The sequence below is a fragment of the Allobosea caraganae genome (assembly GCF_003351345.1).
GTDB lineage: Bacteria > Pseudomonadota > Alphaproteobacteria > Rhizobiales > Beijerinckiaceae > Allobosea > Allobosea caraganae.
This window is the reverse complement of sequence record NZ_QQTO01000024.1, coordinates 1-26,086: the sequence shown is the minus strand read 5'-3', so window position 1 is coordinate 26,086 and position 26,086 is coordinate 1. Positions and strand designations below refer to the sequence as shown.

The 26,086-nt window shown below is 67.0% G+C and carries 19 protein-coding genes and 1 pseudogene; 14 read left to right on the top strand and 6 right to left on the bottom strand.

Annotated features, from left to right (window positions below; all coding sequences use genetic code 11):
* Nucleotide 1 precedes the first annotated feature (1 nt).
* Complete coding sequence (fdh3B, locus tag DWF00_RS19665; protein ID WP_114832791.1) at nt 2–598, top strand: formate dehydrogenase FDH3 subunit beta; 597 nt, start codon at nt 2–4, stop codon at nt 596–598.
* 89 nt (nt 599–687) lie between these two features.
* A complete protein-coding gene (locus tag DWF00_RS19660; protein ID WP_114832790.1) occupies nt 688–1,716 on the top strand; it encodes a formate dehydrogenase subunit gamma in 1,029 nt (342 codons plus the stop codon).
* 283 nt (nt 1,717–1,999) lie between these two features.
* On the opposite strand, the gene DWF00_RS29140 is transcribed toward DWF00_RS19660, so the two are convergent.
* The 4 genes from DWF00_RS29140 to DWF00_RS19640 form a co-directional block, all read right to left on the bottom strand.
* Complete coding sequence (locus tag DWF00_RS29140) at nt 2,000–2,302, bottom strand: hypothetical protein (protein WP_147283848.1); 303 nt, start codon at nt 2,300–2,302, stop codon at nt 2,000–2,002.
* A gap of 129 nt (nt 2,303–2,431) precedes the next feature.
* Nucleotides 2,432–3,088, bottom strand: a complete 657-nt coding sequence (locus DWF00_RS19650; protein ID WP_114832788.1) for a ferric reductase-like transmembrane domain-containing protein — start codon at nt 3,086–3,088, stop codon at nt 2,432–2,434.
* A complete protein-coding gene (locus DWF00_RS19645; protein WP_181832917.1) occupies nt 3,069–3,602 on the bottom strand; it encodes a peptidase associated/transthyretin-like domain-containing protein in 534 nt (177 codons plus the stop codon). Before DWF00_RS19645 ends, DWF00_RS19650 begins: the two co-directional genes overlap by 20 nt.
* A 308-nt stretch (nt 3,603–3,910) precedes the next feature.
* Nucleotides 3,911–4,639 carry a GntR family transcriptional regulator gene (locus tag DWF00_RS19640; RefSeq protein WP_181832916.1) on the bottom strand — a complete coding sequence of 243 codons (729 nt, stop codon included), beginning with the start codon at nt 4,637–4,639 and terminating at the stop codon, nt 3,911–3,913.
* Nucleotides 4,640–4,955: 316 nt separating this feature from the next.
* Between DWF00_RS19640 and DWF00_RS19635 the strand changes: the two genes are divergently transcribed.
* The 10 genes from DWF00_RS19635 to DWF00_RS19590 all read left to right on the top strand — a co-directional run bounded on the left by DWF00_RS19635 (nt 4,956) and on the right by DWF00_RS19590 (nt 14,632).
* Nucleotides 4,956–5,945, top strand: coding sequence for a 2-hydroxyacid dehydrogenase (locus DWF00_RS19635; RefSeq protein WP_114832786.1), 990 nt, complete (start codon nt 4,956–4,958; stop codon nt 5,943–5,945).
* Complete coding sequence (locus tag DWF00_RS19630) at nt 5,942–7,126, top strand: enolase C-terminal domain-like protein (RefSeq protein ID WP_245974103.1); 1,185 nt, start codon at nt 5,942–5,944, stop codon at nt 7,124–7,126. Before DWF00_RS19635 ends, DWF00_RS19630 begins: the two co-directional genes overlap by 4 nt.
* A 5-nt stretch (nt 7,127–7,131) precedes the next feature.
* Nucleotides 7,132–8,226, top strand: a complete 1,095-nt coding sequence (locus tag DWF00_RS19625; RefSeq protein ID WP_147283847.1) for a maleylacetate reductase — start codon at nt 7,132–7,134, stop codon at nt 8,224–8,226.
* Nucleotides 8,223–8,663 carry a tripartite tricarboxylate transporter TctB family protein gene (locus tag DWF00_RS19620; RefSeq protein WP_114832784.1) on the top strand — a complete coding sequence of 147 codons (441 nt, stop codon included), beginning with the start codon at nt 8,223–8,225 and terminating at the stop codon, nt 8,661–8,663. Before DWF00_RS19625 ends, DWF00_RS19620 begins: the two co-directional genes overlap by 4 nt.
* A gap of 4 nt (nt 8,664–8,667) precedes the next feature.
* On the top strand, nt 8,668–10,179 hold the full coding sequence (locus tag DWF00_RS19615) for a tripartite tricarboxylate transporter permease (RefSeq protein ID WP_114832783.1): 1,512 nt from the start codon (nt 8,668–8,670) through the stop codon (nt 10,177–10,179).
* On the top strand, nt 10,163–11,200 hold the full coding sequence (locus DWF00_RS19610; protein ID WP_114832782.1) for a tripartite tricarboxylate transporter substrate binding protein: 1,038 nt from the start codon (nt 10,163–10,165) through the stop codon (nt 11,198–11,200). Before DWF00_RS19615 ends, DWF00_RS19610 begins: the two co-directional genes overlap by 17 nt.
* Before the next feature lie 79 nt (nt 11,201–11,279).
* On the top strand, nt 11,280–12,230 hold the full coding sequence (locus DWF00_RS19605; protein WP_114832781.1) for a 5-dehydro-4-deoxyglucarate dehydratase: 951 nt from the start codon (nt 11,280–11,282) through the stop codon (nt 12,228–12,230).
* The gene (locus DWF00_RS19600; protein WP_114832780.1) at nt 12,214–13,053 is read left to right on the top strand and encodes a hypothetical protein; all 840 of its coding nucleotides are present in this window, start codon (nt 12,214–12,216) and stop codon (nt 13,051–13,053) included. The genes DWF00_RS19605 and DWF00_RS19600 overlap by 17 nt, the downstream gene beginning before the upstream one ends.
* Nucleotides 13,050–14,225, top strand: coding sequence for an alpha-hydroxy acid oxidase (locus DWF00_RS19595; protein WP_114832779.1), 1,176 nt, complete (start codon nt 13,050–13,052; stop codon nt 14,223–14,225). Before DWF00_RS19600 ends, DWF00_RS19595 begins: the two co-directional genes overlap by 4 nt.
* Nucleotides 14,222–14,632 carry a GlcG/HbpS family heme-binding protein gene (locus DWF00_RS19590; protein ID WP_114832778.1) on the top strand — a complete coding sequence of 137 codons (411 nt, stop codon included), beginning with the start codon at nt 14,222–14,224 and terminating at the stop codon, nt 14,630–14,632. Before DWF00_RS19595 ends, DWF00_RS19590 begins: the two co-directional genes overlap by 4 nt.
* A gap of 148 nt (nt 14,633–14,780) precedes the next feature.
* Here the strand turns inward: DWF00_RS19590 and DWF00_RS19585 are convergent, their stop codons facing one another.
* Nucleotides 14,781–15,179: a DUF1236 domain-containing protein gene (locus DWF00_RS19585; RefSeq protein ID WP_114832802.1), complete on the bottom strand. Its 399-nt coding sequence runs from the start codon at nt 15,177–15,179 to the stop codon at nt 14,781–14,783.
* Nucleotides 15,180–15,419: 240 nt separating this feature from the next.
* Nucleotides 15,420–15,563, bottom strand: a pseudogene (locus DWF00_RS30135) (hypothetical protein); the annotation flags it as partial.
* 47 nt (nt 15,564–15,610) lie between these two features.
* On the opposite strand from DWF00_RS30135, the gene DWF00_RS19580 reads away from it, so the two are divergent.
* Both DWF00_RS19580 and DWF00_RS19575 read left to right on the top strand, forming a co-directional pair.
* Nucleotides 15,611–17,134, top strand: a complete 1,524-nt coding sequence (locus tag DWF00_RS19580) for an acyltransferase family protein (RefSeq protein ID WP_114832777.1) — start codon at nt 15,611–15,613, stop codon at nt 17,132–17,134.
* Between the two features lie 644 nt (nt 17,135–17,778).
* Nucleotides 17,779–26,086, top strand: an 8,308-nt coding sequence (locus tag DWF00_RS19575; RefSeq protein ID WP_147283846.1) for a hypothetical protein, incomplete at its 3' end; no start/stop codon positions are given.

Sequence of the window (26,086 nt, the reverse complement as noted above, 5' to 3'; positions counted from 1 at the left end):
CATGGCCCGCATGAAATTCCTCTGCGACGCTGACCGTTGCATCGAGTGCAACGCCTGCGTCACCGCCTGCAAGAACGAGCACGACGTGCCCTGGGGCATCAACCGGCGCCGCGTCGTCACCATCAACGACGGCAAGCCCGGCGAGCGCTCGATCTCGATGGCCTGCATGCACTGCACCGACGCGCCCTGCGCGGCGGTGTGCCCGGTCAACTGCTTCTACACCACGGCCGACGCGGTGGTGCTCCACTCCAAGGAGCTCTGCATCGGCTGCGGCTACTGCTTCTACGCCTGCCCGTTCGGCGCGCCGCAATATCCGCGCGTCGGCAATTTCGGTTCGCGCGGCAAGATGGACAAGTGCACCTATTGCTCTGGCGGCCCGCTCGCCGACAACTCGCTCGCCGAATACGCCGCTTATGGCGCCAACCGGCTGGCCCAGGGCAAGCTGCCGCTCTGCGCCGAGATGTGCTCGACCAAGGCGCTGCTCGCCGGCGACAGCGACATGATCGCGACCATCTACAAGGAGCGCGTGCTGAAGCGCGGCTATGGCTCGGGCGCCTGGGGCTGGCAGACGGCCTACAAGGAAACGATCGCCACCTGATCCGCGCGGCGGCGTCCGCGCCGCCGTCCCATTGCTTGTCTAATCCGGGTGGCCGCTGCGGCGGACCTCCCGCAGGGAGGATCTTCCGGATGCGCAGCTCGCTTCGGTCTCTCGTTGCACCTCTCGCCGTCGCCATGGCGCTGTCGCTCAGTGCGCCGGCCATCGCGCAGCAGCAACAGCAGCAGCCGTCCTCGGTCAATCCGACGGCCTCCTCGGTGCAGGAGCGCCAGTTGCTGGAGGCGCTGCGCGCCGGCACGCCCGGCACGGGCACGACCCTGCACGGGCGCATCACCATCCCGGACACCAATGCCAGCAACCTGATCCAGCCGCAGGGCCAGGCTTGGCGCAGCGTCCACCAGGGCCTGATGCACTGGATCGCGGCCATCGCCATCCTCGGCATGCTGGCCGTCCTGGTGCTGTTCTACCTGGTGCGGGGCAAGATCCGGATCTTGCACGGCATCTCCGGCATCCGTGTCCTGCGCTTCTCGGCCTTCGAGCGCCTCGTCCACTGGATGGTCGCCAGCTGCTTCATCATTCTCGGCCTGTCGGGCCTGAACGTCACCCTCGGCAAGTTCCTGCTCCCGCAGCTCTTCGGCGAGGGCGTCTTCGCCACCTTCTCGCAATGGGCGAAATACGCCCATAACTACCTGGCATGGCCCTTCATGCTCGGGCTCGCCTTCATGTTCCTGATGTGGGTCGCGCACAACATTCCCGGGCGCATCGACATCGACTGGATTCGCCGCGGCGGCGGCATCATCGGCAGCGACCATCCCCCCGCCCGCAAGTTCAATGCGGGTCAGAAGGGCATCTTCTGGGCGGTGATCATCGGCGGCGGCACGCTGTCGCTGTCGGGCTTCTACCTGCTCTTCCCCTACTATGCCGGCGGCGTGCTGGGCGGGCAGTTCTGGAACATCGTGCACGGCGTCGCCGGCGTGCTGCTGATCGCCGTCATCTTCGCCCATATCTATATCGGGACGATCGGCATGGAGGGCGCCTCAGAGGCGATGACGACCGGCGAGGTCGATCTCAACTGGGCCAAGGAGCACCATTCGCTCTGGGTCGAGGAGGAGAGGGTCAAGGCGAGCATTCACCCGCAGGCGCCGCAGCCGGCCGAGTGATCCGTCCATAGCTTCGTAGCGCTTTCGCGCCCGGCTTCGGCCGGGCGCTGTCGTTTCGGACTGGCGAACGCGCGGTCCGCCTACGCGCCGCTGGCGGTGGCGTTGGGGAAGAAGAGCTGCTGCCCGCTGATTTTCGGAAAGATCCGATGCAGTAACAAAAGCCTAGATCGCCACTTTGCGTCCAAAAGGATGCACGGCGATCTAGGCCAGAGACGGTCGAAATCGGTCGCGCCGATAGGCGTTTCAATTTCGACGGGGCCGCCCGGCTTCATCCGCTGAATACTCAGGGCTTGATCGGATTGGTGCGTGACGCGCCGGCCTTGTCGCCTGGTGTTGCGGGGACCGTGCAATCCTCCGGCTTTGCCTGACAATCATAGACCATGGTAGGCGCGGCGGACGGGCCCGATCGCCCGGCGGAGGGCAGGATGCTGTTCTGCCCCTTGTCGATCTGACTCGGGTGGGTGGTCGTAGGGCCGGTGCCGGGACTGGCTTGTCCGGCCGGCGGAAGCGTCTGCGCCATCGCCCCTGCCGACAGGGCAATGGTCAAAGCAGCGGCCTGGACGGTCCAGCAAGCGGAACGAAGCATATCGATCTCCCCTGGCCCGAAACGGGCCGCTAGGAGGAACGGCTCCGCTCGGCCCGTTGTTCCCGCGCGACCGCCGATGCTGCAGCCAGGGTAAGGAATGTCTGGATCCGAACCATCGCTGAATGTCGGCTATCCGCGCCCGGACGACCTGGTGTCTCGCAGCACCCGCCGGCGGCGCATTGGGGCAAGCACGTTGACCTCGAGCACGCCGGCCGTCGTCGCGGTCAACGCCGCGATGCAGATCGCCAGCTTGGAGTACTCCTCCATCGCCCCTTCGATCTGGATGGCGTGGATCGCGCCGGCTCCGACCAACGCAACTGCCAGGCCGCTGTGAAGGATGCGCCATGGCTTGTAGCCCAGCTTAAGAACACGGCGCGTCGCGGCCAAAGCCGCGGTCAACACCAGGCACCACAGGCTGATCACCCCGTAGAGCGAGAATGGCGTCGGTGCGACCAACAGCAAGGCGTCGGTAATGTCCTCAGGGCTGTAGGCGTAAAGAGCGCCAATATGCAGGCCTACCATGGTGACGATGGCGATCCCGCCCCAGCGATGCCAGCGGACACCGCCTCTCGCAGTAAGCAATGGCGGGGCCGCCGCCATCAAGAGAGGCTGCACGAACAGCAGGCTCAGCGCGACAACCCCGGCCATGCCGCCAGTGATCCACAGCAACTCCCGCCCGCCCTGCAGCGGACTGGCTGCGGCGGCAATGACTGGCACGGCCGCGACGGCCGCCACGACGATCCATGCTGTGGTGCGGCGGCGCCCGTCAGCTACGACGCGGTTCATTCGAAGAGGCAAGCGCAAGGACGAAATCAGCCGTGATGCTCTTGTCGTGCCGGCTGCTCAGGACCGGCCGGAGGAACAATGTCGCGAAGTCACGATCGTCATAAGCGATATGGATGTGCGGCTGCCCGAACTGCGGAACGATCGGCGAGATTTCGAGGCGGTAGGTGCCGTCCGGCCCGGTCATGACGCTACCCCGGTTGCTTGTCACACGCTCTCCGCCGCGCTCGGTGGCCGCCCAGATCTGAACGCGGACATTTGAAAGAGGCGCGCCGTCGCCCGCTCTCCGAACCACCCCCGAGGCGACGAAGCCGGTGCCGAGATTTTGAACCAGCGGTGCATTGGCGATGTAATTATTGGAGCCGCCGGGCATGGTCTCCGTTGGCGAAAACGAGCTGCTCGTCGACGACTGTGCAACGGCGGGCGTGACGAAGCTCGGTAGCAATCTTGCGCCTCCGACCGCGGCCGCGCCGGCCAAGAGGGCTCTGCGATCTACGACGATGATCTTGCCGCTCATTGTCTGCTCCTTCGCTGTGGGTGTGAGGCGGGCAGCAGCCTTGATCGAGTGCGAAGCGGCCGCTCGAGCGGCCCGCGGGCCTGAACCTGTTGTCGGAGATTACGGGCTCCTCACCCTCGAAGTCCACCGATGGGACCCCCCAACCGGCGTCAGGGGTGATCACCTTCTCGTCATGGTTTGGCCTGCGCGTTCGGCCGCGAGCAGGCGAAGCTTATCCTACAGCCCGATAGCCGCGCGGTCGTTACAGTGCGCAACGCCGCACAGGGGAAGGCTCTAGCGTCGAGTGCATGAAACGCAATTCTATAAATTTAGCTGCGTTGCCCGCGATCATCCAGCACCCGTGGATCGGTCTCTTTGACCGCCCGCTTCAATCGCGAACGTCCAGCTTCGAGGTGGGACGCGATGGCCGTTTGCGCGGCTTCGCCGTCCCCGGCGTTAAAGGCTTCGAGAATCTGCTGATGCTCGCCCAGCACCTGTTCTGATGGCGCGCCCGTCGCGCTGCGCGTGAGGTAAAGCCGCGACTGCAGCAGGATGATATGCAGCCCGCCGTAGATCTTCGACATGGCCGGGTTCTCGGCGCTGTCGATGATGGCCTGGTGGAAGCGGGCGTCCTCGTCGGTGAACTTGCGGTATTCGCGGTACTTGGTGCCGAGCCGCCGGATAGAGCCCATCTTCTTGTAGGATTGCTCCATCGCCCTCAGCGTTTCCGGACGCTTCTTGGGTGCCCCGATCAGGGCGCAATGGCCTTCCCAGAGGATGCGGAAATCCAGCAGCCCTTCGAGATATTCCGGCTGCGGAGGCGGGGCGACCGAGTAACCTGCGTAGAGTTCGAGCGAGACGAGCTGCTCGCGCTCCAGCCGGGCCAGCGCCTCGCGGATCGGCGTCGAGCTGACGCTGAGTTCGCGCGCGAGGGCGTCGATGTTGAGGCGCGCTCCCGGCGGGAGCGTCTGGTCGATGATGCGCTCCTTGATGTCCTCGTAGGTCTGCTCGGAGACGGTCGTTCGTACCAGTGCTCTTGGGGGCATTTTCACCGTCATGGCGGTCCTTTCGGCGATCGTGCACGATTCTAGTACGAAACAGCCTAAGAATGCCAGCGGCTTGGGATGGTTATAAACCAAAGGCGAAGGGATTGCGCACTGCCTGATATCGTGCATTATGCACGAAACATCGGGCATTAAACGACCGCGATGACGGGTGCGAAAGCGCTCCGCAAAATGAGTCAGAAGCCATCCGCAGGCGCCGGCGAGGCTCCGGATTGCGTTGTGTCGGGAAAGGAAACGTCATGGTCTTGCGACTTCGTCGCTTGCCTTCCGGCTGCGGCCGCTTCGCTGGCCGTGCGCCCGGGGCCACGGCATGAAGGTCGTGCTGATCGGCGATGCAGCGCGTCAGCAGGATGTGCTTGCGCCGCTTCTTCCGGGCGTGAACATCGTGACGTTGCCGCGCGAGGCGACGGCTTCGGCCGAGTTCGATTCGCGCATCGCGTCCGACGACGTCGTCGTCAGCATCCGCTTCAAGCGTCCTGATGGCGCGCCGCCTTTCGCCTTGCTGCACGTTCCCGGCGCGGGGCTCGACGGCATCGACCTGCCGGCGCTCCAGCCTGCCTGCCGTGTCTGCAACGTCTTCGAGCACGAGATCCCGATCGCCGAATATGTGCTGCATGCGATGCTGGGCTGGGAGATCCGGCCCGACGCGATGCGTTTCACTGCGGCGGGCTGGGGCGAGGCCCATCGCAACCGCAAGCCGCATGGCGAGCTGGCTGGCAAGACGCTCGGCATTATCGGTTTCGGCCGGATCGGCCGCGCCATCGCCGAGCGGGCAAGGGCTTTCGGCATGCGCATCGCGACACTGGATCGCTCGATCGGTTCTTACGCTGCGCTGGTCGATGAGCGCATTCCGCCAGGCGATCTCCACCGGCTGCTGGGCCTCTCGGACTACGTCGCGCTCGCTTGTCCGCTGAGCGAGAGCACGCGCGGGCTGATCGGGGCGGCCGAACTCGCGGCGATGTCCCCCTCGGGCGTGCTCATCAACGTTTCGCGCGCCGAGATCGTGGCCGAAGCCGCGCTCTATGACGCGCTGGCTCAGCGCAGGATCGGCGGGGCCATCCTCGACGTCTGGTACCGCTATCCCGCTGGCGCGCAGGACAATCCCGCGCCCTCGGCCTTCCCCTTCCTCGATCTGCCCAACGTCGTCGCGACGCCGCATTCCTCGGCCTGGACCACGGCGCTGCCGGGCCGGCGCTATCGCATCATCGCCGAGAACATCCGCCGCCTCAGGGCCGGCGAGCCTCTCCTCAATCAGGTCTGGCCCGAAGCGCAGACCATCAGCCGGAAACAAGCATCGTGAACGAGCCGATCAAGATCATCGACATCCAGACCCTCGTCGTGAATGCCGAGATGCGGAACTGGGTCTTCGTCAAGGTCGTCACCGACCAGGACGGCCTCTATGGCTGGGGCGAGGCCAGCCTGAACTGGAAGACGCGCGCGGTCACCGGCGCGGTCGAGGACTTGAAGCCGCTGCTGATCGGCAAGGATCCGCGCGACATCGAGCAGATCGTCCGCATCCTCAACAAGCACAGCTACTACCGGCTCGGCATCATCGGCGCGACGGCGATCAGCGGCATCGAGCACGCGCTCTGGGACATCTTCGGCAAGAGCCTCGACCTGCCGGTCTGGCGCCTGCTCGGCGGCAAGACGCGCGACAGCGTACGCGTCTACACCCATCTCGGCCTCGGCGACATGAAGTCGGTCTACGAGACCTTCGACGAGGGTGCGCTGCGCGACAAGGCGCTGGCCGTCGTCGAGCAGGGCTACGATGCGCTGAAGGTCGTCTTCATCCCCTATGCGCATTTCTCGGTCGGCATCCCCGCCCGCAAACATGTCGGACGCCTGATGCGCACGCTGCGCGATGCCGTCGGCGACGGCGTCGACATCATGATCGATTTCCACGGTCGCCCGGCCTCGATCGCCGGCGCGCTCCAGTTCATCGAGGAGCTCGCGCCCTACAACCCGATGTTCTGCGAGGAGCCGGTCATCCCCGGCGACACCGAGGCGATGCGCTTGGTCACCGAGCGCGCCGGCTGCCCGATCGCGACCGGCGAGCGCCTCGTCGGCTTCAAGGAGTTCGAGCCGCTCTTCGCCGCCAAGGCCTGCCATATCGTCCAGCCGGACCTGAACCACACCGGCGGCATCCTCGAGGGCAAGCGCATCGCGGCTGCGGCCGAGCAGGCCTTCATGGGCGTGGCCCCGCATAACCCTAACGGGCCGATCGCCGGCGCTGCGGCGCTGCATTTCGACGTCTCCACCCCGAACTTCGTCATCCAGGAGGAGATGAGCGGCGCCGTGCCCTGGTACGACGACGTCGTCTCGGTGCCGATGAAGCGCACCGGCAGCGCCTGGGCCGTGCCGGAAGGGGCGGGGCTCGGCGTCGAGGTCAACGAGCGCGAGGCAGCCAAGCACCCGTTCAAGCAGGAAGTCTTCCATACCGCGACGGCGATCCTGCCCGACGGCACGATCGTGGATTGGTGAGCACCATGACGAACTTCTTCGATGCGAGACGTGAATTTGCGCTGCCGGGCGGCGTCTACAACGCCACCCCCTCGCGGGTCATCTTCGGCGCCGGCTCGCTGGCCAGGGTCGCAGACGCGGTCGAGGCCTATGGCGCCAAGCGCGCTGTCGTGATCTCGACGCCCGGCCGCTCCGGGCTGGCCCAGCGCGTCGCCGATCTCCTGGGGGATCGCTGCTGTGGCATCATCCCCGAAGCGGTCTCGCAGGTGCCGATCGAGCTCGCCATTCGGGGGCGCGGGCTGGCCGCGGATCTCAAGGCCGATTGCATCGTCAGCGCCGGCGGCGGCGCCTCCGTCGGGCTCGGCAAGGGCATCGCGCTCGAATACGCCAAGCCGATCGTGGCGATTCCGACCACCTATTCCGGCTCCGAGATGACGGGCTTCTGCGGCATCACGATCGATGGCGTGAAGCGCATGCACAAGAGCCTGAACATGCTCGCCTCGACCGTGATCTACGATCCGGAATTGTCGGTGGGGCTTCCGGTCGATGTCAGCATGGCCAGCGCCATGAATGCGCTCGCCCATTGCGTCGACGCGATCTACGTCTCCACCGTCAGCCCGCTGATCGTCGGCTCCGCCTATGAGGGTGCGGCCGTGCTGGCCAAGGCGATGCCGCGCGTCGCCGCCTCTCCCGGCGATGTCGGCGCCCGCACCGACCTGCTTTACGGCGCTTTCCTCGGGGGCGCGGCGCTGACCGGCGGCTTTGCCCTCCAGCATGGCGTCGCCCATGTCCTCGGCGGCTCGTTCGGCATCGCTCACGGCCTCTCGCATGCGCTCGTGCTGCCCCATGTCGCCGCCTACAACGCCCGCCACGCGCCGCGCGAGATGAAGCGGCTGGCCGATGCGATGGGCGTCGACAATGTCGGCGCGGCCCTGTTCGACCTGATGGTCGGCGTCGGCCTGCCGGCGAGCCTCAAGGAGGTCGGCTTCGACCGCGGCAATATCGAAAGGGCGGCGCAGATCACGGTCGAGACTGATAACGGCCTCAATCCCGGCCCGGTAACGATAGAGGGCGTGCGGGCCCTGCTGGAGGACGCCTATGCCGGGCGGCGTCCGGCATGATCGAGCGGCTCGTCAACCTCACCTGGATCCTGGTCGGCGGCGGTGCGGCGGTGCTGTCCTGGCGTATCGGGTTGACCGGCCAGTACGGTCCCGACTCCGGCCTCTTTCCCTTCGTCGCCGGGCTATTGGTCTGCGCCGGCGGCGTCGGCCTGATGCTGACTAGGAGCAACGCCGTGACCGGGCTCGAATGGCCCGATCGCACCGGCTGGAGGCGCATCGGCGGCGTGCTGGCCGGCCTCGCCTTCATGGCGGCGAGCATCCCCTATCTCGGCTTCGCGGTCGCGGGCGTGATCACCATGCTGATCCTGCTGCGCACCGTCGAGCAGAGCAGCTGGCGCTCCTCGATCCTCCTGGCTGTGGTCTCCGTCGCGGTGACGCTCGGCCTGTTCGGCTATCTGCTCGGTCTGCAGCTGCCGCGCGGCCCCTGGGGTTTCTGACGTCATGGAAGCGATCTCGGGTCTGATGACCGGCTTCGGCGTCATCCTGACGCCAAGCAATATCCTGCTCTGCCTGCTCGGCAGCTTCGTCGGCACGATGATCGGCGTGCTGCCCGGCATCGGGCCGCTGGCGGCGCTGGCGCTGTTGCTGCCGGTGACCTTCTCGCTGCCGCCTGTCGCCGGCGTCGTGATGCTCGCCGCGATCTTCTACGGCGCGATGTATGGCGGCTCGACGACCTCGATCCTGCTGAACATCCCCGGCGAGGCGGCCTCGGTCGTGACCTGCCGCGACGGCTACCAGATGGCGCGCCAGGGCCGCGCCGGCGCGGCCCTCGGTATCGCCGCGATCGGCTCCTTCGTCGCCGGCACGCTCAGCGTCATCGCGCTGACCTTCTTCGCGCCCGTGCTGGGCGTCATCGCCCTGCGCTTCGGGCCGCCGGAGAATGTCGCGTTGATGGTGCTCGGCCTCGTCTGCACGCTCTACATGATCACCGGCTCGACGCTGAAGGGGCTGACGATGATCGCGCTCGGCGTGCTGCTGGCGATGATCGGCATCGACGTCGTCAACGGCCAGGAGCGCTTCACCTTCGGCTCGATCAACCTCACGGGCGGGCTCGACCTGCTCGCCATCGTCATCGGCCTGTTCGGCGTGTCCGAGATCCTGGCCAATGTCGAGAAGATCACCAAGAACGCTCTGATCGCGGAGAAGATCAAGGGGCTGTTCCCGACCCGCGAGGACTGGAAGGCCTCGCTCGCGCCGATGCTGCGCGGCAGCGGGCTCGGCTTCCTGCTCGGCCTCGTGCCGGGCGGTGGGCCGATCACGGCCTCCTTCATCTCCTATGCCGTCGAGCAGCGCTTGGCGAAGGATCCGAGCCGCTTCGGCAAGGGCGCCATCGAGGGCGTCGCCGGACCGGAGGCCGCCAACAACGCCGCCGTCGGCGGCGGCATGATCCCGGTGCTCTCGCTCGGCATCCCCGGCACGCCGGTGACGGCGCTGCTGCTCGGCGCGCTGGTCATTCAGGGCATCCAGCCCGGCCCGCTCTTCATGCAGCAGCGACCGGATCTGTTCTGGGGGATCGTCGCCAGCATGTATATCGGCAACGTCTTCCTGCTCATCCTCAACCTGCCGCTGGTCGGGCTCTGGGTGCAGCTGCTGCGCGTGCCCTACCGCGTGCTCTTCCCGATCGTGCTGATGCTCTCGGTGGTCGGCACCTATTCGGCCAACAAGAACGTCTTCGACCTGTGGGTGATGCTGAGCTTCGGCGTCGCGGGCTACGTGCTGCGCAAGCTCGAATACGACCTTGCCCCCTTCCTCATCGCCTTCGTGCTCGCGCCCTTGCTCGAGCAGTCGCTGCGCCAGTCGCTGGTGATGTCGCCTGACGGGATCATGATCATGGTCCAGAGGCCCATCGCCGCCGGACTCATCGCCATCGCCTTCGTTCTGGTGGCGCTGATGATCAGAAGAGGCCTGAAACCTCAAGAAACGGGAGGATTGATCAATGAAATTCGTCAGTAAGGGCAAATTTTTCAGTAGGGGCATGGCCTTCGCCGCTGCCCTGGGCCTTGCCGCCTTCGCCGGGCCGGCGCTCGCGCAGGGCACCAATGCCGAGCTCGTCAAGGCGAAGCCGGCAGGCTTCCCGACCCAGCCGATCGAGATGACGGTGGTCTATCCGGCCGGCGGCGGCGCCGACCTGACCGCGCGCCTGCTCGCCAAGACGATGGAGCAGCTCTCCGGCAGCCGCATCCTCGTCAACAACCGCACCGGCGGCGCCGGCATGGTCGGCCATGCCTGGCTCGCGACCCAGGCTCCGACCGACGGCACCGCCATCGGCATGCTGGTCAACCTGGTCTGGGGCGACTCGATGCTGCGCTCTCAAGGGCGCTGGTCGCATACCGATCTCGAGCCGGTGGGCTACCTCAACAGCGACCCGATGGTCTGGTTCGTCACCACCGACGGGCCATTCAAGGACAAGACCGCCCAGCAGGTCATCCAGGCCGCCAAGGAGAAGCCCGGAACGATCCGCGTCGCCACCGTTCCCGGCAGCATGTGGGACTACAATATCGAGCAGGTCGAGGCCCAGACCGGCGCAAAATTCCTGCGCGTGCCGTTCCAGAGCGGCGGCGCCGGCGTGGTCGGCCTGATCGGCAACAATGTCGACGTCGCGCTCGGCTTTTATGCCGAGGCCAAGCCGCATCTCGATGCCGCCAAGGTGCGTGGCGTCGGCGTCGCAGCCGGCGAGCGCCTGGCGCATCTCAAGGACGTCCCGACGCTCAACGAAGCGCTCAACGGCAAGGACTACCTCTGGACGCTGGTGCGCTTCGTCGTCGTGCCGAAGGCTACGCCCGCCGACCGCAAGGCCTATCTCGGCGCGATGGTGAAGGCGGCGATGCAGGACCAGGGCCTGCGCGGCGAATACGCCAAGCTCGGCGTCTATTTCGACCCGACGCTGGAGAAGGCTCCGAACATCACCGAAGCGCTCAACAAGGAAGCCGAGCGCGAGCGTGAGTTCTACGTCAAGACCGGCCGCCTGAAGTGAAGCCCTGAGCTTCTGCGCTTCGGCCACAAACCTCGAGCCTCCCGGCCAAGCCGGGAGGCCTCTTCAACCGGACAGCATCATGACAGCTCCACTCTCGCCCGAAGCTTTGAAGGCGCGGCTCGCCTGCGGCCTGCTCGGATTCCCGCTGACGGATTTCGCCACTGACGGCAGCTTCGCGCCCCAGCCCTTCGGCGACCGGGTACGCTTCCTGGGCGGGCAAGGCTGCGCGGCGCTGTTCGTCGCCAGTGGGGCGGGCGAGTTCTTCTCGCTGACCAGGGATGAATATGCGGCCGTCCTCGCGACTGCCGTTTCGGCCCGCGATGGCGACATCCCGTTGTTTGGCGCTGCCGGTGGCGGCACGCGCGACGCCATCGAGCATGCCGCCATCGCCCAGCGCGCCGGCGTCGACGGGCTCCTGCTGCTGCCGCCCTATCTGACCGAGGTCTCGCAGGAAGGCCTGCGCGCGCACGTCACCGCGATCTGTCGCAGCACCGATCTCGGCATCATCCTCTACAGCCGCGCCAATGGCCGGGTTCGCCCGGAAACCCTGTTCCGCCTCGTCGATGATTGCCCCAACCTGATCGCGCTCAAGGACGGTGTCGGCGAGGTCGAGGACCTTTGGGCGATGCGCACGCGGCTCAGCGGGCGGCTTGCCTTCCTCAACGGCATGCCGACGGCCGAGGTCTATGCGCCCTCATACCGCGCCATGGGCGTGCCGACCTATTCCTCCGCCGTCTACAATTTCGCACCGCGCGCCGCCATGGCCTTCTTCAATGCGGTGCAGACCGGCGATCTGGCGCTGATCGACCGGATGATGCAGGCCTTCTTCATTCCCTATGGCCGCATCCGCGCGCGCCAGCCGGGCTATGCCGTGAGCATTGTAAAGGCCGGCGTCGACATTGTCGGCCGTTCGGCCGGCAAGGTGCGGCCGCCGCTTTCCGATCTCACACGCGCCGAATACGAGGAACTCGCTCCGCTGATCGATGCGCTCATTCGCTTCTCGGAGGATGCCCATGCCCTCGCCAGGTGAAATCTCGATCTTCACGGTCTCGGCCAGCTCGCAATGCCATGACGGCCAGCGCGGCCATGTCGTGGTCTCCGGCTCCTATGGCGGCGAGTACAACGCCTTCCACGCCGGCAAATGGGGCATTCGCGGCGTCGTCCTCAACGATGCCGGCATCGGCAAGGAGCGGGCCGGCGTGCGCGGGCTCGACTATCTCGACCGCGTCGGGCTTGCCGCCGCGACCGCCGATTGCATGACCTGCCATATCGCCGATGGCGACCATATGCTTGCCCATGGCCGCATCAGCCACGTCAACCGGGCCGCTGCGGCGCTCGGCTGCCTTGTGGGCCAGAGCGTGCGCGACTGCGCCGAGCTGATGAAGGCCGGCACCCCGGCCAAGGGCGAGCTGCCGCCGATCACGGGCGGCAAGCGCTATACGATCCGGGACGTGCCGGGCGAGCCGAAGGTCATTTGCCTCGATGCCGCGCCGATGCTGGAGGAGGCCGATGCCGGTTCGATCGCCATCACCGGCTCGCATGCGGCGCTGTTCCGCTTCCAGCCCGACGACGTGATCAGGCCGCAGCTCCACGCCGTCTTCTTCAGCGATGGCGGCGTTGGGCTCGACAATGCCGGCGTGCGCCGCCTGCCCGAGCTCGACAAGCGCGGCATCCCGGCCGGGGCGATCGCGGCGATGAGCGCGCCGATCGGCGACGCGCGCGGCATCTACCAGGACGGCGTCTTCTCGCATGTCAACGCCACGGCCGAGGCGCTGGGCGCCCGGCCGGGCCAGCGCGTCCACGATTTCGTCGAGAGCCTGCTCGTGGCCGCCAGGAAACAGGCGGCCCGATGACGGCGGCCAAGGCGCTCAATATCGCCGAGCTTCACCAGCTCGCGCGCCGGCGCCTGCCTCGCATCCTGTTCGACTGCATCGAATCGGGGACCGAGGGCGAGACCGCGCTGGCGGCGAACGAGGCGAGCTTCGGCCGCTATCGGCTGATGCCGCGCCATCTCGTCGATGTCGCCCGGCGCGATGCCGGCCTCTCCCTGTTCGGGCGCCGCTATGCGCAGTCTTTCGGAATCGGGCCGACGGGCTTCGCCGGGCTCTTCCGTCCCGGCGCCGACGCCATGCTGGCGCGAGCAGCGGTCGCCGCCGATATCCCCTTCGTGCTGTCAGGCGCGAGTATAGCGTCGCCGGAAGCGATCGCAGCCCAGGCGACGGGCCGCCTCTGGTATCATCTCTACGCCGCCAAGGACCCGGCAATCTCGGCCGACCTGATGCGCCGCGTCGCGGCGGCCGGCGTCGAGGTCCTGGTGCTGACGGTCGACAATCCGGTGCCGGCCAAACGCGAGCGCGACATCCGCAACGGCTTTTCGCTGCCGCTCAGGCTCAAGCCGTCCATCCTGCTCGAGGCGCTGACGCACCCGGGCTGGATCATCGGGTACCTGCGCGATGGCGGCCTGCCGGGCATGGGCAGCTGGGCAGCCTATGCGCCCCCCGGTTCCGGGCCGGCCGAAATCGGCCAATTCTTCAGGAGCCACAGCCCGTCGATCCAGACCTGGGACGATCTCAAGCGCTTTCGCGAGCAATGGCGCGGAAAGCTGGTGCTGAAGGGCATCCAGCATCCCGAGGATGCCCGGATGGCGCTCGCGGCCGGCGTCGATGGCCTCATCGTCTCCAATCATGGCGGCAAGGCCTATGACATGCTGCCGATTCCGCTGTTCTCGCTGGCCGCGGTCAAGGCGGCCGTCGGGGCGCAGATCCCGGTCATGTTCGACGGCGGCGTCAGGCGCGGTTCGGACATCCTGATCGCGCGGGCGCTCGGCGCCGATTTCGTCTTCACCGGCCGCGCCACGCTCTACGGAGTGGTCGCTGGCGGCGAGGCGGGAGCGGCAAGGGCGGTCGAGATCCTGCGCGACGAGGTCGATCGCGGCCTCGCCATGATCGGCTGCCCCAAGATCGCAGATCTCGACGAGCGCTGGCTTCAGCCCACCGCCCAATCCCTGCACGAGAGGCCCGCATGACCGCGCAACCGACGAAATTCGCCCTGACGCAGCCTCATGTCCGCGCAGCGCTCGCGGCCGGCGAGGCTGCGGCGTTGGCGGCTGCAGCGCGGGTTTCCATCGCGGTGGTGGATGATGGCGGTCATCTCCTCGGTTTCGTCAGGATGGACGAGGTGCATACCGGCACGGTCGAGGTCGCGCTCGCCAAGGCACGCTCCGCCGCCGGCTTCCGCAAGCCGACGCGCGATCTGGCGCAGAGCCTCGCTGCCGGTATGACGGCGCTGCTGACCTTGCCGGGCTGCCTGCCGATACCGGGTGGCGTGCCATTGTGCGTCGGCGGACAGGTAGCGGGCGCGATTGGCGTTAGCGGAGCGAGCCCCGATACCGACGACGCGATCGCGCGCGCCGCAGCCGGCGCCACCCCATGACGAGGCCCGCCCCCTTGCGGGAGCGGACCTAGAGCATCGGACCGAAAAGTGGAATCCGGTTTTCGGAAAGATCCGATGCAATAACAAAGGCCTAGATCGCCACTCTGCGTCCGATAGGACGCACGGCGGTCTAGCCGAACCAATGACGTCAGTTGATGATCTGAATGACGCGGCGGGTGCGCGGCTCAACCACAACGGCGCGACCATTCACCACTGTGTAGCGATAACCTTGCGCTCCGTATTCGACCGGGACCTCGCGGTAGGCGACCCCCTCGTCTGGCAGGATCGTTCCGACCGCGATCGGCGGGTCGTAGCTGTAGGACGGCAGGCCCTGTTCCATCACGTAGGTTCGGAAGCGCGGCGTATCGTCCACCATCGTCCCGCCCGCAGGATCACGCGTCAGCGGAACCTGAACCGTCCCAACACCAAGTGCGGGATCGCGTGTCGCGCCGCCAGTGGGATCGCGGACCACCGGCCCGCTGCTCTGGGCGAAGGCAGTGATAGGCAGCACGGCTAGCGCCGCTGCGAAAACGAGTGTCTTCATCATCATAGATCTCCTGGGATTTGGGGCTTGCTGAACCAACCAAGCTGCGGCGCTGAGGTTCCCCGGCACTCCAGTCACGATGGGGAAGAAGGTGGCCCGCAACCAGCGGGACGACCCACCAGAGAGTCCCAAGACTCGTCACGACGAGGAATGGCCCAAGCGGGAGTCGCAACATGCCCGCCGGCAAGGTCTGGAAGATGCGGACGGTCGGGAATCGGCCGACCGACGGCGGTTACGCCGAATTTATACACGGGCGTAGCGACGGTTTAGCTGGACCTGAAGCGCAATAGGTTCACCGTTGGGCAGTCGCTCGCGGGCCATATCGACCAAAGCGCGTTGAGTGTCGTCGGTGGCAGCCTTCTTGGTCTTGAAATCAAGACCTTCCTTGTCCCGGAAATGCTGTTACCGTCATCCGTGGTGGCGAAGAATTTGGAATGCTCCGCTTGCCCAACGTGGACCTGACGACATCAACGCAACGATCGCATGTCGGGGCGGATAATCGGAACGTACGGTTGCAGTACTTGCGAGCCCTGGCGGCGCTCGCGGTGTTGCTCTTTCACGTCTCGGGCACCATTCAGCGCTTGTCCGGTGTCGATAGCTACATTGCCATCTTCAATGGCTATTGGGGTGCATACGGTGTCGCGATATTCTTCGCGCTCTCCGGCTACCTCATGGCAGAGCTTATTCGACGAGACGATGCGCCGCATTTCCTGGTCAGCCGCCTCGCTCGGATCTATCCGCCGCTGTTTCTCGTCGTCGCGCTTTTCTCGGGGGCGCTGCTCGCGATCGGCTTTCCGCGCGGCGTCGATATTTTGGGCCTATCGCTCATTCCGGCGGGTGGGCGCGACTATTTTCTCAACGTCGAATGGACGCTTGTCTATGAGATGACCTATTATACCGCCCTCGGCGCCTTGGCCTTCCTCGGCTTGCAGAGGTTTGCCTCGGCGTTTGCGGCCCTTTGGATTCTGCTGATCCTCGGGCGCCCGCTATGGGGCGATGGATATGAGGACAATATCGTCCCAGTCCTCAGCGAGCTGCCGTGGCAGACCGTCAACCTACCCTTCCTGTTCGGCTTTCTGCTTCGCGCAATCGTGGAGCGGCACAGGCTGCCGCCCGGCATCGGCGTCGCGGCGCTCGTTGCGGTTATTGCGGCACCATATGTGATTCCGGGAGATGTTCGCGTGCAGACGGTCATTCCCGCCGTCCTCCTCGTCGCTGCGGCGGTTCGTGCGCCTCTAGCGAAGCCCGGAGGGGCGCTTGGCCGGATCGGCCTGAAGCTCGGCGATGCGAGCTACGTGCTTTATCTCTCTCACATACCCTTGTTGCTCCTGCTCGGCAGTCTGCTTCCGACCAGTCTATCCGCGCACCTCGTTTTTATTGGCTGCTCGATCGCGGCAATTCTGCTGTCGCTTGTGCTCGCACAGGCTGATCTGGGCATGCATCGCTCGCTGAAATCGATGATTGCCCGGGCTTCCGCGGCTCGCCTGCGCGTGGTCGCGCTCGGCTTCATCGCTGTGTTCGCCGCCGTCGCGGTCTACGCCGAGCGCGACGTGCATACCAAGCGATCGGCTTTAGCCCGTGCTGAAGCCATCCTCTCGGAAGCAAAGGTTGGCGCATACGCGACAGTGCGCGCCGAGGTCGATTCCGCCGACCGTCTCCCAGATGGATCGTGGTTGATCCGCGGGTACGCAATCGATCTGGAGAAGCCAGGCTTGGTCACCCATGCTGCAATCCTTCAGCAGGGTCGAATTGTGGCGATCGATCGAATGCGGCGCATGCGCGCCGCGGTCGCAGCATCTCTGGCTCGCCCCGATCTCTCCAGCATCAGATTCGGGTTTGCCCTGAGCCTACCAGCGACCACGGATTGCAACGCGGGACCGCTTGAGATCCGGATTGCTCTGGAGGATGGCCGCCTCGTTACACCGGCTTCCGAGCCAATGCGGAATATCTGCAATTAGGCAGAGCCACCGAAGCGGCCGGACACTGCGAATTCGTACGCGGAACGGAAGGCCTCCTTGCGTTCCGGGTGATGCTGGCGGCCGGATGCTGCTCGGGAGCCGGCATCAGGCCGAGCGGCCAGGAGGCGGGCCTGCCGCGCTCGACGTATGCTTCGTCACACCATGAGAACTCGCCCTCGTCGTGCATCATGATCGCTCTGGTCGCTGCGATTTGAATTATTAGCCGAATAATTGCAATGTATATCACTCTTCTCGCGCTGAGTATGGTATTAATCCAAATGACATGGCCTGTTATTGAAATTAATATGGTTCGTTCATCCGATTCTGCCGGATTGCGTAACCTTTTATCCTGTAATAATAGAGAATTTTCGTAAAAATCGTATCGTTATAGATAAGGCGATTGGCGATTACTGATTCATTCCGCAGTGAAAATCTATTCATGGGAAAATCTCCATCTAGGTCAACTTCTGTCCTGTTTCGGACCTAGATTGTCCGGTCCGTGTCTCGTCCGTCCCCCCCGATCTAACCGATATCTCGATAGCCTAGCGGCAGATTAGGCAAGTAGTTGGCCCGCTCATTCGAACGGACTTGCTGGTTGTCCCCCAATCATGTCGCGGCTTGTCGTGGGTTGAACGGGGCGGTCGATGAATATGCTTGACTCTATGCGCGAGATTGCCGGCCCGCGGCTTGCCGATCAGGGAGCGGCAAGTCCCGCGACGGCCACGCGACGGGACGGGCCGAGCAAGTCGCAAAGGCGTCGGCTTGCCGCGATCTTCCGCCTGGCCTTCCGCGTTCTCGGCATGGGCGAGAAGCGCTGCATCGGCACGCTCGGCCGTGGTTCGGCAGTGGCGCAGGCGCTCGCCGCGATGGGCATCATCAACTCGCATGCGCATACCGGCCATGCCAGCCGCTTCGCTGCCGACGAGGGGCCGTCAGGCTTGCCCGACGAGCCGCGCTGCCCCGATTGCGGCCGGGTTCTGGTCGCCTTCGCTTCGGCGGAGCGCAAGCGCGCCTGGGCCAGGCTGGGCTGGAAGCCGGCGGCCGCGGCGCTGCCGCTGGCGCTGGGTCTCGGCTTTGCGGTCCCGGCGCAGGCGGACATGACGGTGACCCCGAGCGGGACCTGCTCGCGGCCGGGGTTCGGTGGATCTGGCGACTGGACCTGCCAGGTGCCGACCGCCAATGGCGGCTTCGCGACCGTAAGCGGGATTCCCGCCGACTTCTTCGGTGCTGGCGTCGACCTGACGACGCTGAATACCTGGATTGCCAACAACCTCGGGACCAACGCCATCGCGCTGGGTAACGCAGCGACGAGCGCTGCCGGCGCGAACTCGCTCGCCATCGGCATGGCCGCGAAGGCGACGGCCGCGGACGCGATCGCGTTCGGAACCCAGAGCCAGGCCGTCGCGGCCAACGCCATCGCCATCGGCAAGGAGGCGACGGTCGGGACCAAGAGCGCTGGCTCCGTCGTGATCGGCTACGGCGCCAAGTCCGACAACACCGTCAGCAATGCTCCCACCAATAGCGTCGCGATCGGTGCTGGGGCCTCCGTCGGACCCTCGGTCGGCTCGGTCGCGATCGGCATGGGCGCGCGTTCGGGCTACCAGGGCAACGTCGTCATCGGCAAGGAGGCCGCGGACGGCACCGGCATGGCGTCGGTCGTGATCGGCGAGCTGGCAGGCAAGGGCAGCAAGGGCAGCGGGAATACCGCCATTGGCTATCAGGCCGGACAGTTCACGGGAACGTCCGGCTTCGGCGGCGCCAATACCGGGCTTGCGATAGACAACACCGCGTTGGGACAGCAAGCGGGCCGATATGCCAATGGCTCGAGCAATCTCGCCGTTGGGCTGAGAGCCGGCAACGTTGTCGATGGCAGCGGGAATGTCGGCGTCGGCACCGACGCGGGCAGTTTCGCCAAGGGCTCCAGCAATCTGGGCCTGGGCCAGAGCGCCGGATACAAGGCGAGCGGCGACAGCAATGCCGCCTTCGGCAATAACGCCGGATCCAATGTCGTCGGCTCCTACAATCTGGGTTTGGGCAACAGCGGCGGGGCGGGGGTCCAGGGCGCGTCGAACATCGGCATCGGTCAATCCGCAGGCTCCAGCGTGAAAGGATCCCAGAACGCGGCCGTCGGGTATGGAGCCGGAATTGGCGTTGAGGGCTATAACAACGCCGCGTTCGGAGTCATGGCAGGCACGTACTCGAAGGCCAGCTCGAGCGTGGCGATCGGTCAGGCTGCGGGCAGCTATATCGAGGGCTATTCCAACATCGCTCTCGGAACGAACGCTGGCAAGGGTGCGTCCGGCGCACTGCTGAGCGGGAACTACACGATCGCCATCGGCGATTCCAGCAAGGCATCGGCCGATTATGCGATCGCATTCGGCACGCAGGCGCAGGCGACCGGCGTGAACGCCATCGCCATCGGCCGCCAGGCCATCGCCACCGGCTCGGTCGCGCTCGGCTCGGTCGCGCGGGCCGGCAATGGCGGTACGGCGCTGGGCGACGGCGCGGTCGCGACCTATCTCGGCGGCGCGACGGTTGCCGGGACGATCGCCGGCACGGCCGTCGGCAAGAACGCCAGCGCGGATGTCTCCGGCGGTACGGCGCTGGGCACGGCTTCGAGCGTCACCGTCGCGGGCGGCGTGGCGTTGGGCTCCGGCTCGGTTGCGGGCACGGCGGCGGGCTCAGCCGGCCTGAACCCGGTGACGGGCGCGGCCTCGGCCGACACGTCGGCGACTTGGAGGAGCACGCTGGCCGCGGTTTCGGTGGGCGATGCCGCCAACGGCAAGACCCGCCAGATCACCGGTGTTGCGGCGGGCACGGCGGCGACCGACGCGGTCAACGTCGCGCAGCTGCTGGCCGGCCAGACGCATTACTACAGCGTCAACTCGACCGGCGGCGGCAACTTCAACAATGATGGCGCTGCCGGCAAGGACGCCATCGCCATCGGCAAGGATGCAGCGGCCAATAGCGGCAAGGACATCGCGCTTGGCTTCGGCGCGGTTGCCACCGGCACCGTTCCGTCCGGCGGTTTCCCCTACGGCTCCTCGGTTGCAATCGGCGAAATGGCCAGTGCGACGGGCGTCGCCGGAACGGCTGTCGGGGCTGGTGCGAATGCCGGCGGATTCCACGGCACGGCATTGGGCGTGCGCGCAGATGCGCTCAGCAACTATTCCGTCGCCATCGGCGACAGCCATGTCAGCGCGACGGCGCATGCCGGCATCGGCATAGGCCTCAACAACACCGTAGCCGGCCTGGGCAGCGTAGCAATCGGCAACAACAATAGTGCGGGTGGCCCCGGCACCGCCGAGAACGCGATCGCGATTGGTCAATCGGCCGCCGCGCAGGCTGCCGCAGCGATTGCCATCGGCAATGGTGCCAACGTATTCGGTGATCAGGGCCTGGCCTTTGGTCAAAGTAGTTCCACAAACGTCGCCGGGGGCGTCGCACTCGGTGCGAGTTCGTTCGCAAACAGGGCGGCGGGCGCCGATGGCTATGTCCCGCCAACGGCCGACGCGACCGCTACTGCGGCGATCAACGCCACAAAGAGCACGCTCGGCGCGGTCGCGGTCGGCGATGCCGGCAACGGCCGGTTCCGCCAGATCACCGGTGTCGCGGCCGGCACGGTCGACAGCGACGCGGTCAACGTCTCCCAGCTGAAGGCTGGCGTGGCGGCGGCGACGACGCATTTCTACAGCGTCGGCTCGACCGACCCGATCGCTGCCAACTACAACAATGACGGCGCGACCGGCTTCAACTCGCTTGCTGCCGGCGTAGGGGCCACGGCCAAAAACGGCCAAGGCGTCGCGGTCGGGGCCTATGCAAGCTCGACCGGCGCGAACGGGATTGCGATCGGGGCATATTCGCAGGCCACCGGAGCGTACGGTGTGGCGGTCGGCGAATTGGCTCAAGCCGGAGACCTCACGGTTGCGATCGGCAGCCAGGCTGGCAATGGCAGCACGGGCACCAACCAAACCTTCATCGGCAACGGAGCCGGTGCCCAGCTGACGGGCAAAGGCAACCTCGCGGTCGGTGAGGTCGCCGCGATCGGCGTCAAGGGCAACTACAACAGTGCTACCGGAACCAGCGCCTTCGCCGGGGGCATCGGCAGCCAGAACATCGTCTCCGGCACCTATGCCGGTGTCTCCACCACCGGCGACAACAATGTCTTCACCGGCAGCGGCGCGGGCCTGCTGACCACCGGCAGCAACAACCTCGCCATGGGCAAGGGCGCGGGCACCGGCTTCTATCTCGACGCCACCAGCGGCACGATCACCGACCGGGCCGGTAATGTCGTCACCGGCACGCCGCCCGCGGTCGCGCTGAACGACACGATCGCGCTCGGCAACACGGCGATCACCGATGCCGACCGGGCGATTGCGATCGGCAAGAGCGCACTCGCCACCAGGGCGGATGCGATCGCGATGGGTACGGGTGCCCAGTCGACGGGCGAGAAGGCGATCGCGATTGGCGCGGGCGCGACGGCGACCGGCTCGGTCGCATTCGGCGCGGCAGCGTCGGCAGGCGCTGGCGGCACCGCGCTCGGCGACAACACGACGGCGATCCTCGCCGGCGGCGTGGCGCTGGGCAAGGGTTCGGTCGAAGGCGCGGCCAACGCGACGAAGGAAGGCGTGATCAACGGCGTGACCTACGGCTACGCGGGCACCAACCCGTTGAGCGTGGTCTCGGTCGGCGCCGCCGGCGCTGAGCGCCAGATCACCAACGTCGCGGCAGGCCGGGTCACGGCGCTCTCGACCGACGCGATCAACGGCTCCCAGCTCTTCGCCACCAATCAGGCGATCGAAGCGACCGCCGGCAAGCTGACGCATTATTACAGCGTCAACGATTTCGGCGCGATTGGCGTCAACTATGCCAATGATGGCGCCAAGGGCCTGAACAGTCTGGCAGCGGGTGTGGGCGCGAAAGCCGCCGGCCAGTACGGCGTGGCTGTCGGCTACAACGCCGAGTCCGGCTCCCTTATCAACAACACGGCTGTGGGCCAGTCGGCGCAGGCCGTGGGTGCGGAATCGACCGCGATCGGCTCGCGCTCCGTCGCGAAGAACTCACAGGACACGGCGCTCGGCGTCGGTGCCACGGCGACCGGCTCCGGCAGCACGGCGCTCGGCGTCGGCGCGCAGGCCACGGGGCAATACTCCGCGACCATCGGCGGCACGGCGACCCAGCACTTCAGCAACGCCTTCGGCATTGGCAGTTCGGCCACCGCCTATGGCGCCATCGCCACCGGCATCAAGGCGTCGGCTAGCGGGAATAACTCGGTGGCGATCGGCGGCGGCACCATGGACGCCAGCGACACCATCACCCTGACACCCGGCGCGAATGCCTCGGGTGCGTCGGCCGTCGCCGTCGGCAGCGCCTCGAAGGCCGTGGGCGGCTCGAGCGTGGCGCTCGGCGCCGGCGCGAGCGCCGAAGGGCTGGCGACCGTGGCGATCGGTTCCGGCGCCGGCCTCGGCGGCGGCGCGGGCAGCGGAGGCAGCGCCTTCGTCGGCTTCCAGGCCGGCAATAACAACACCGGCACCCTGAACGACGCCTTCGGCTACCAGGCCGGTTCGTCGGTCACTGGCGGCTATAACAACGCCATGGGCTTCCAGGCCGGCTCCTCGGTCACCGGCAGCAAGAATATCGGCTTCGGTTTCCAGGCTGGCAGCAGCACGACCGGGTCCAACAACGTCGCCATCGGCACGAGCACCGTGACCTCCAGCAGCGATGGCATCGCGATCGGCAACACGGCCAAGTCCACGGCGGCGGGAGCCATCGCGCTCGGCAAGAACGCTGCCTCCAGCGGCGCCGACGCCATCGCCATCGGCACGGGCGCCACGGCGACCGGCTCGGTCTCGCTCGGCGCCTTCGCCGCGGCGGGCAATGGCGGCACGGCTCTCGGCGACAACACTACGGCGATCCTCAACGGCGGCGTCGCGCTCGGCAAGGGCTCGATCGAGGGCGCGGTCAACACCGGCACCTACGTGATCGCGGGCAGCGCCACGCCTGCGGCCGGCATCACCGGCATCACCAGCGTCGTCTCGGTCGGCAAGGCCGGTGCCGAGCGCCAGATCACCAACGTCGCGGCGGGCACCCTCTCGGCTCTTTCGACCGACGCGATCAACGGCTCGCAGCTCTTCGCCACCAACCAGGCGATCGAGGCGACCGCCGGCAAGCTGACGCACTACTACAGCGTCAACGACACGGGCGCCGTGCGTGGGCAGGTGGACGCCACCAACTACGCCAACGACGGTGCCACCGGCATCGACGCGCTGGCGGCGGGGCAGAACGCCCAGGCGAACGGCGACGTCTCGACTGCCGTGGGTACACGCGCCAGCGCCAGCATGTGGGGCGGCACGGCGGTCGGTACGGATGCTCTCGCAGGGGAGGTGGCCGCGACCGCTATCGGCCGAGGCGCGCAGGCGCAAGGGTTTGCGTCGACCGCGCTTGGCGAAGCCTCGCTCGCCTATGGCGAGCTGGGTACGGCCGTGGGCTCGGCCAGCCGGGCTGGCTGGCACGACACGGCCGTGGGCCAGTTCAGCCGCGCCGAAGGTGGGGAATCGACGGCAGTGGGGCAGGGTTCGCTGGCCCAGAGCTACCGGGACACGGCGCTGGGGCAACAAGCCAGCGCCACTGGCGGAGCATCGACCGCCGTGGGCCAGTTCAGCGAGGCCACGAGATCGTACACAACCGCCCTGGGCCAGGACAGCCATGCCACGGCCAATTACTCCACCGCGCTGGGCCAGTTCAGCCAGGCCACGCAGGAGTATTCGACCGCCGTGGGCCAGGGCTCACTCGCCAACAACTACAACACCACCGCAGTGGGTCAGGCCGCCCAGGCCACGGGGGTGTACTCCACCGCGGTGGGCCAGTTCAGCCAGTCCATTGGTGAGCGCTCGACCGCAGTTGGCATGGCCTCGCGCTCGGACGGCAACTTCTCCACGGCTCTGGGGCAGGAAGCCCAGTCCACCGGAGAATTGTCCGTGGCTGTAGGTATGGGCACGGTGGCCAGCGGTCTGGCCAGCACGGCGGTGGGCCAGGTCGCCGAAGCGTCGGGCGACCATTCCACGGCATTGGGCCAGCACAGCAAGGCAACGAATATCTGGACGACCGCGGTGGGTGAAGGCTCCATCGCATCGGGCGAGAACGCCACCGCGCTTGGCCAGCACGCGGAGGCCATAGGCACCTACAGCACGGCCCTGGGGCAATACAGCGTAGCCGATGCCGCTTATGCGACCGCGCTTGGGCAGGCCGCCCAGGCGAAGGGTGAAAATTCGAGCGCTTTGGGGCAATTCAGCCAGGCATTGAGCGCCAATACCGTTGCCGTCGGTCACTCATCGATTGCAGATGGCGAGAATGCGACGGCTATCGGCCAGTTGGCGAGCGCGACGGCGGTAGGGGCCACGGCGCTGGGGCAGAATAGCCAGGCGACCGTCGCAGGCGGCGTGGCGCTCGGCTCCGGCTCCGTCGCCAACACGGTGAGCGGCATCGCCGGCTATGTCTCGCCGGGAGCTGACGCGACGGCGATCAAGGCCACCACCAGCACCCTGGGCGCCGTCTCGGTCGGCGATGCGGCCAACGGCAAGTTCCGCCAGATCACCGGCGTCGCGGCCGGCTTGGCCGATAGCGACGCGGTCAACGTCTCGCAGCTCGCGGCGCTCTCCGACCAGGTCGCGGCCACGACGACGCATTTCTACAGTATCGGCTCGACCGACAAGGCTGCCGGCAACTACAACAACGACGGCGCCACCGGCAAGGATGCGCTCGCCGCCGGCGTCAACACCGCGGCGACCGGCGACTTCAGCACGGCCATCGGCACCAACTCCCTCGCTTCCGGAGACAGTGCCGTCGCGCTCGGCACCACGGCGAAGGCCGCGGGCTATCTCAGCACGGCGATCGGCAACAACGCCTTCGCCTCGGGCGGCGGCGCCATCGCGATCGGCTGGACGGATGGCTCCGGCACCATGGGCGCGATCGCCGACGGTGCTGTCACCATCGGCTCGGCGGCGACGGCGGTTGCGGCCGCCACGGATGCGGTGGCGCTCGGCCGCAACTCGATCGCCAACAATGCGGGAGACGTGGCGCTCGGTGGTGGCTCCATTACCGGCGCTGCGGTGAAGGTGTCGAGCGCGCTGATCCCGACGGGGACGGGCCCGCTGCTGCTGACCGGTTTTGCGGGGACAAACCCGACGAGCGTGGTCTCGGTCGGCGCTCCGGGGGCGGAGCGTCAGATCACCAACGTCGCGGCGGGTCAGGTCACGTCGACCTCGACGGACGCGATCAACGGCTCGCAGCTCTACGCTCTGGGCACGGTGGTCAACACGGCGGTCAATGGCGGCGGCATCAAGTACTTCCACGCCAACTCGACCGACCCGGACTCGCAGGCGCTCGGCCTGAACAGCGTGGCGATCGGCCCGAACGCGATCGCGTCGGCGGTCAACAGCATCGCCTCCGGTAATGCCAGCCAGGCCGGTGGTGCGGGCAGCGCGGCCTACGGCGCCCTCAGCGTGGCCTCGGCCGACAACGCGACGGCGCTCGGCGCGCTCAGCAAGGCGAGCGGCGTCGGCAGCACGGCGACCGGCGCGGGCGCCGACGCCTCGGCCCAGAACGCCACGGCGAGCGGCTCGAACAGCAAGGCATCCGCCGAAGGCGCCACGGCGACCGGCGCGGGCAGCGAAGCCTCCGGCGCCAACAGCACGGCGACCGGCGCGGCCAGCACAGCGAGCGGCGCGGGCAGCACGGCGAGCGGCGTGGGCAGCAAGGCTACCGCCGACAACAGCACGGCGACGGGCTCCAACAGCACGGCGGCGGCCACCGGCGCCACCGCGAGCGGCGCGGGCAGCACGGCGTCTGGCAACGGCAGCACGGCGGTCGGTTTCGGCGCCACGGCGAGCAATGCCGGCGACGTGGCCCTGGGCTCGGGCTCGGTCACCGCCGGGCCGAACCCGACCTCGGGCG

Excerpts from the sequence above, each read along its gene's own strand:
- DWF00_RS19610 (WP_114832782.1), top strand. The coding sequence starts at position 10,163 with ATGAAATTCGTCAGTAAGGGCAAATTTTTCAGTAGGGGCATGGCCTTC.
- DWF00_RS19585 (WP_114832802.1), bottom strand. The coding sequence starts at position 15,179 with ATGATGAAGACACTCGTTTTCGCAGCGGCGCTAGCCGTGCTGCCTATC.
- DWF00_RS29140 (WP_147283848.1), bottom strand. The coding sequence starts at position 2,302 with ATGCTTCGTTCCGCTTGCTGGACCGTCCAGGCCGCTGCTTTGACCATT.
- DWF00_RS19640 (WP_181832916.1), bottom strand. The coding sequence starts at position 4,639 with ATGACGGTGAAAATGCCCCCAAGAGCACTGGTACGAACGACCGTCTCC.
- DWF00_RS19600 (WP_114832780.1), top strand. The coding sequence starts at position 12,214 with ATGCCCTCGCCAGGTGAAATCTCGATCTTCACGGTCTCGGCCAGCTCG.
- DWF00_RS19605 (WP_114832781.1), top strand. The coding sequence starts at position 11,280 with ATGACAGCTCCACTCTCGCCCGAAGCTTTGAAGGCGCGGCTCGCCTGC.
- DWF00_RS19595 (WP_114832779.1), top strand. The coding sequence starts at position 13,050 with ATGACGGCGGCCAAGGCGCTCAATATCGCCGAGCTTCACCAGCTCGCG.
- DWF00_RS19620 (WP_114832784.1), top strand. The coding sequence starts at position 8,223 with ATGATCGAGCGGCTCGTCAACCTCACCTGGATCCTGGTCGGCGGCGGT.
- DWF00_RS19625 (WP_147283847.1), top strand. The coding sequence starts at position 7,132 with ATGACGAACTTCTTCGATGCGAGACGTGAATTTGCGCTGCCGGGCGGC.
- DWF00_RS19615 (WP_114832783.1), top strand. The coding sequence starts at position 8,668 with ATGGAAGCGATCTCGGGTCTGATGACCGGCTTCGGCGTCATCCTGACG.
- DWF00_RS19650 (WP_114832788.1), bottom strand. The coding sequence starts at position 3,088 with ATGAACCGCGTCGTAGCTGACGGGCGCCGCCGCACCACAGCATGGATC.
- DWF00_RS19590 (WP_114832778.1), top strand. The coding sequence starts at position 14,222 with ATGACCGCGCAACCGACGAAATTCGCCCTGACGCAGCCTCATGTCCGC.
- DWF00_RS19660 (WP_114832790.1), top strand. The coding sequence starts at position 688 with ATGCGCAGCTCGCTTCGGTCTCTCGTTGCACCTCTCGCCGTCGCCATG.
- DWF00_RS19645 (WP_181832917.1), bottom strand. The coding sequence starts at position 3,602 with ATGAGCGGCAAGATCATCGTCGTAGATCGCAGAGCCCTCTTGGCCGGC.
- DWF00_RS19635 (WP_114832786.1), top strand. The coding sequence starts at position 4,956 with ATGAAGGTCGTGCTGATCGGCGATGCAGCGCGTCAGCAGGATGTGCTT.
- fdh3B (WP_114832791.1), top strand. The coding sequence starts at position 2 with ATGGCCCGCATGAAATTCCTCTGCGACGCTGACCGTTGCATCGAGTGC.
- DWF00_RS19580 (WP_114832777.1), top strand. The coding sequence starts at position 15,611 with ATGCTCCGCTTGCCCAACGTGGACCTGACGACATCAACGCAACGATCG.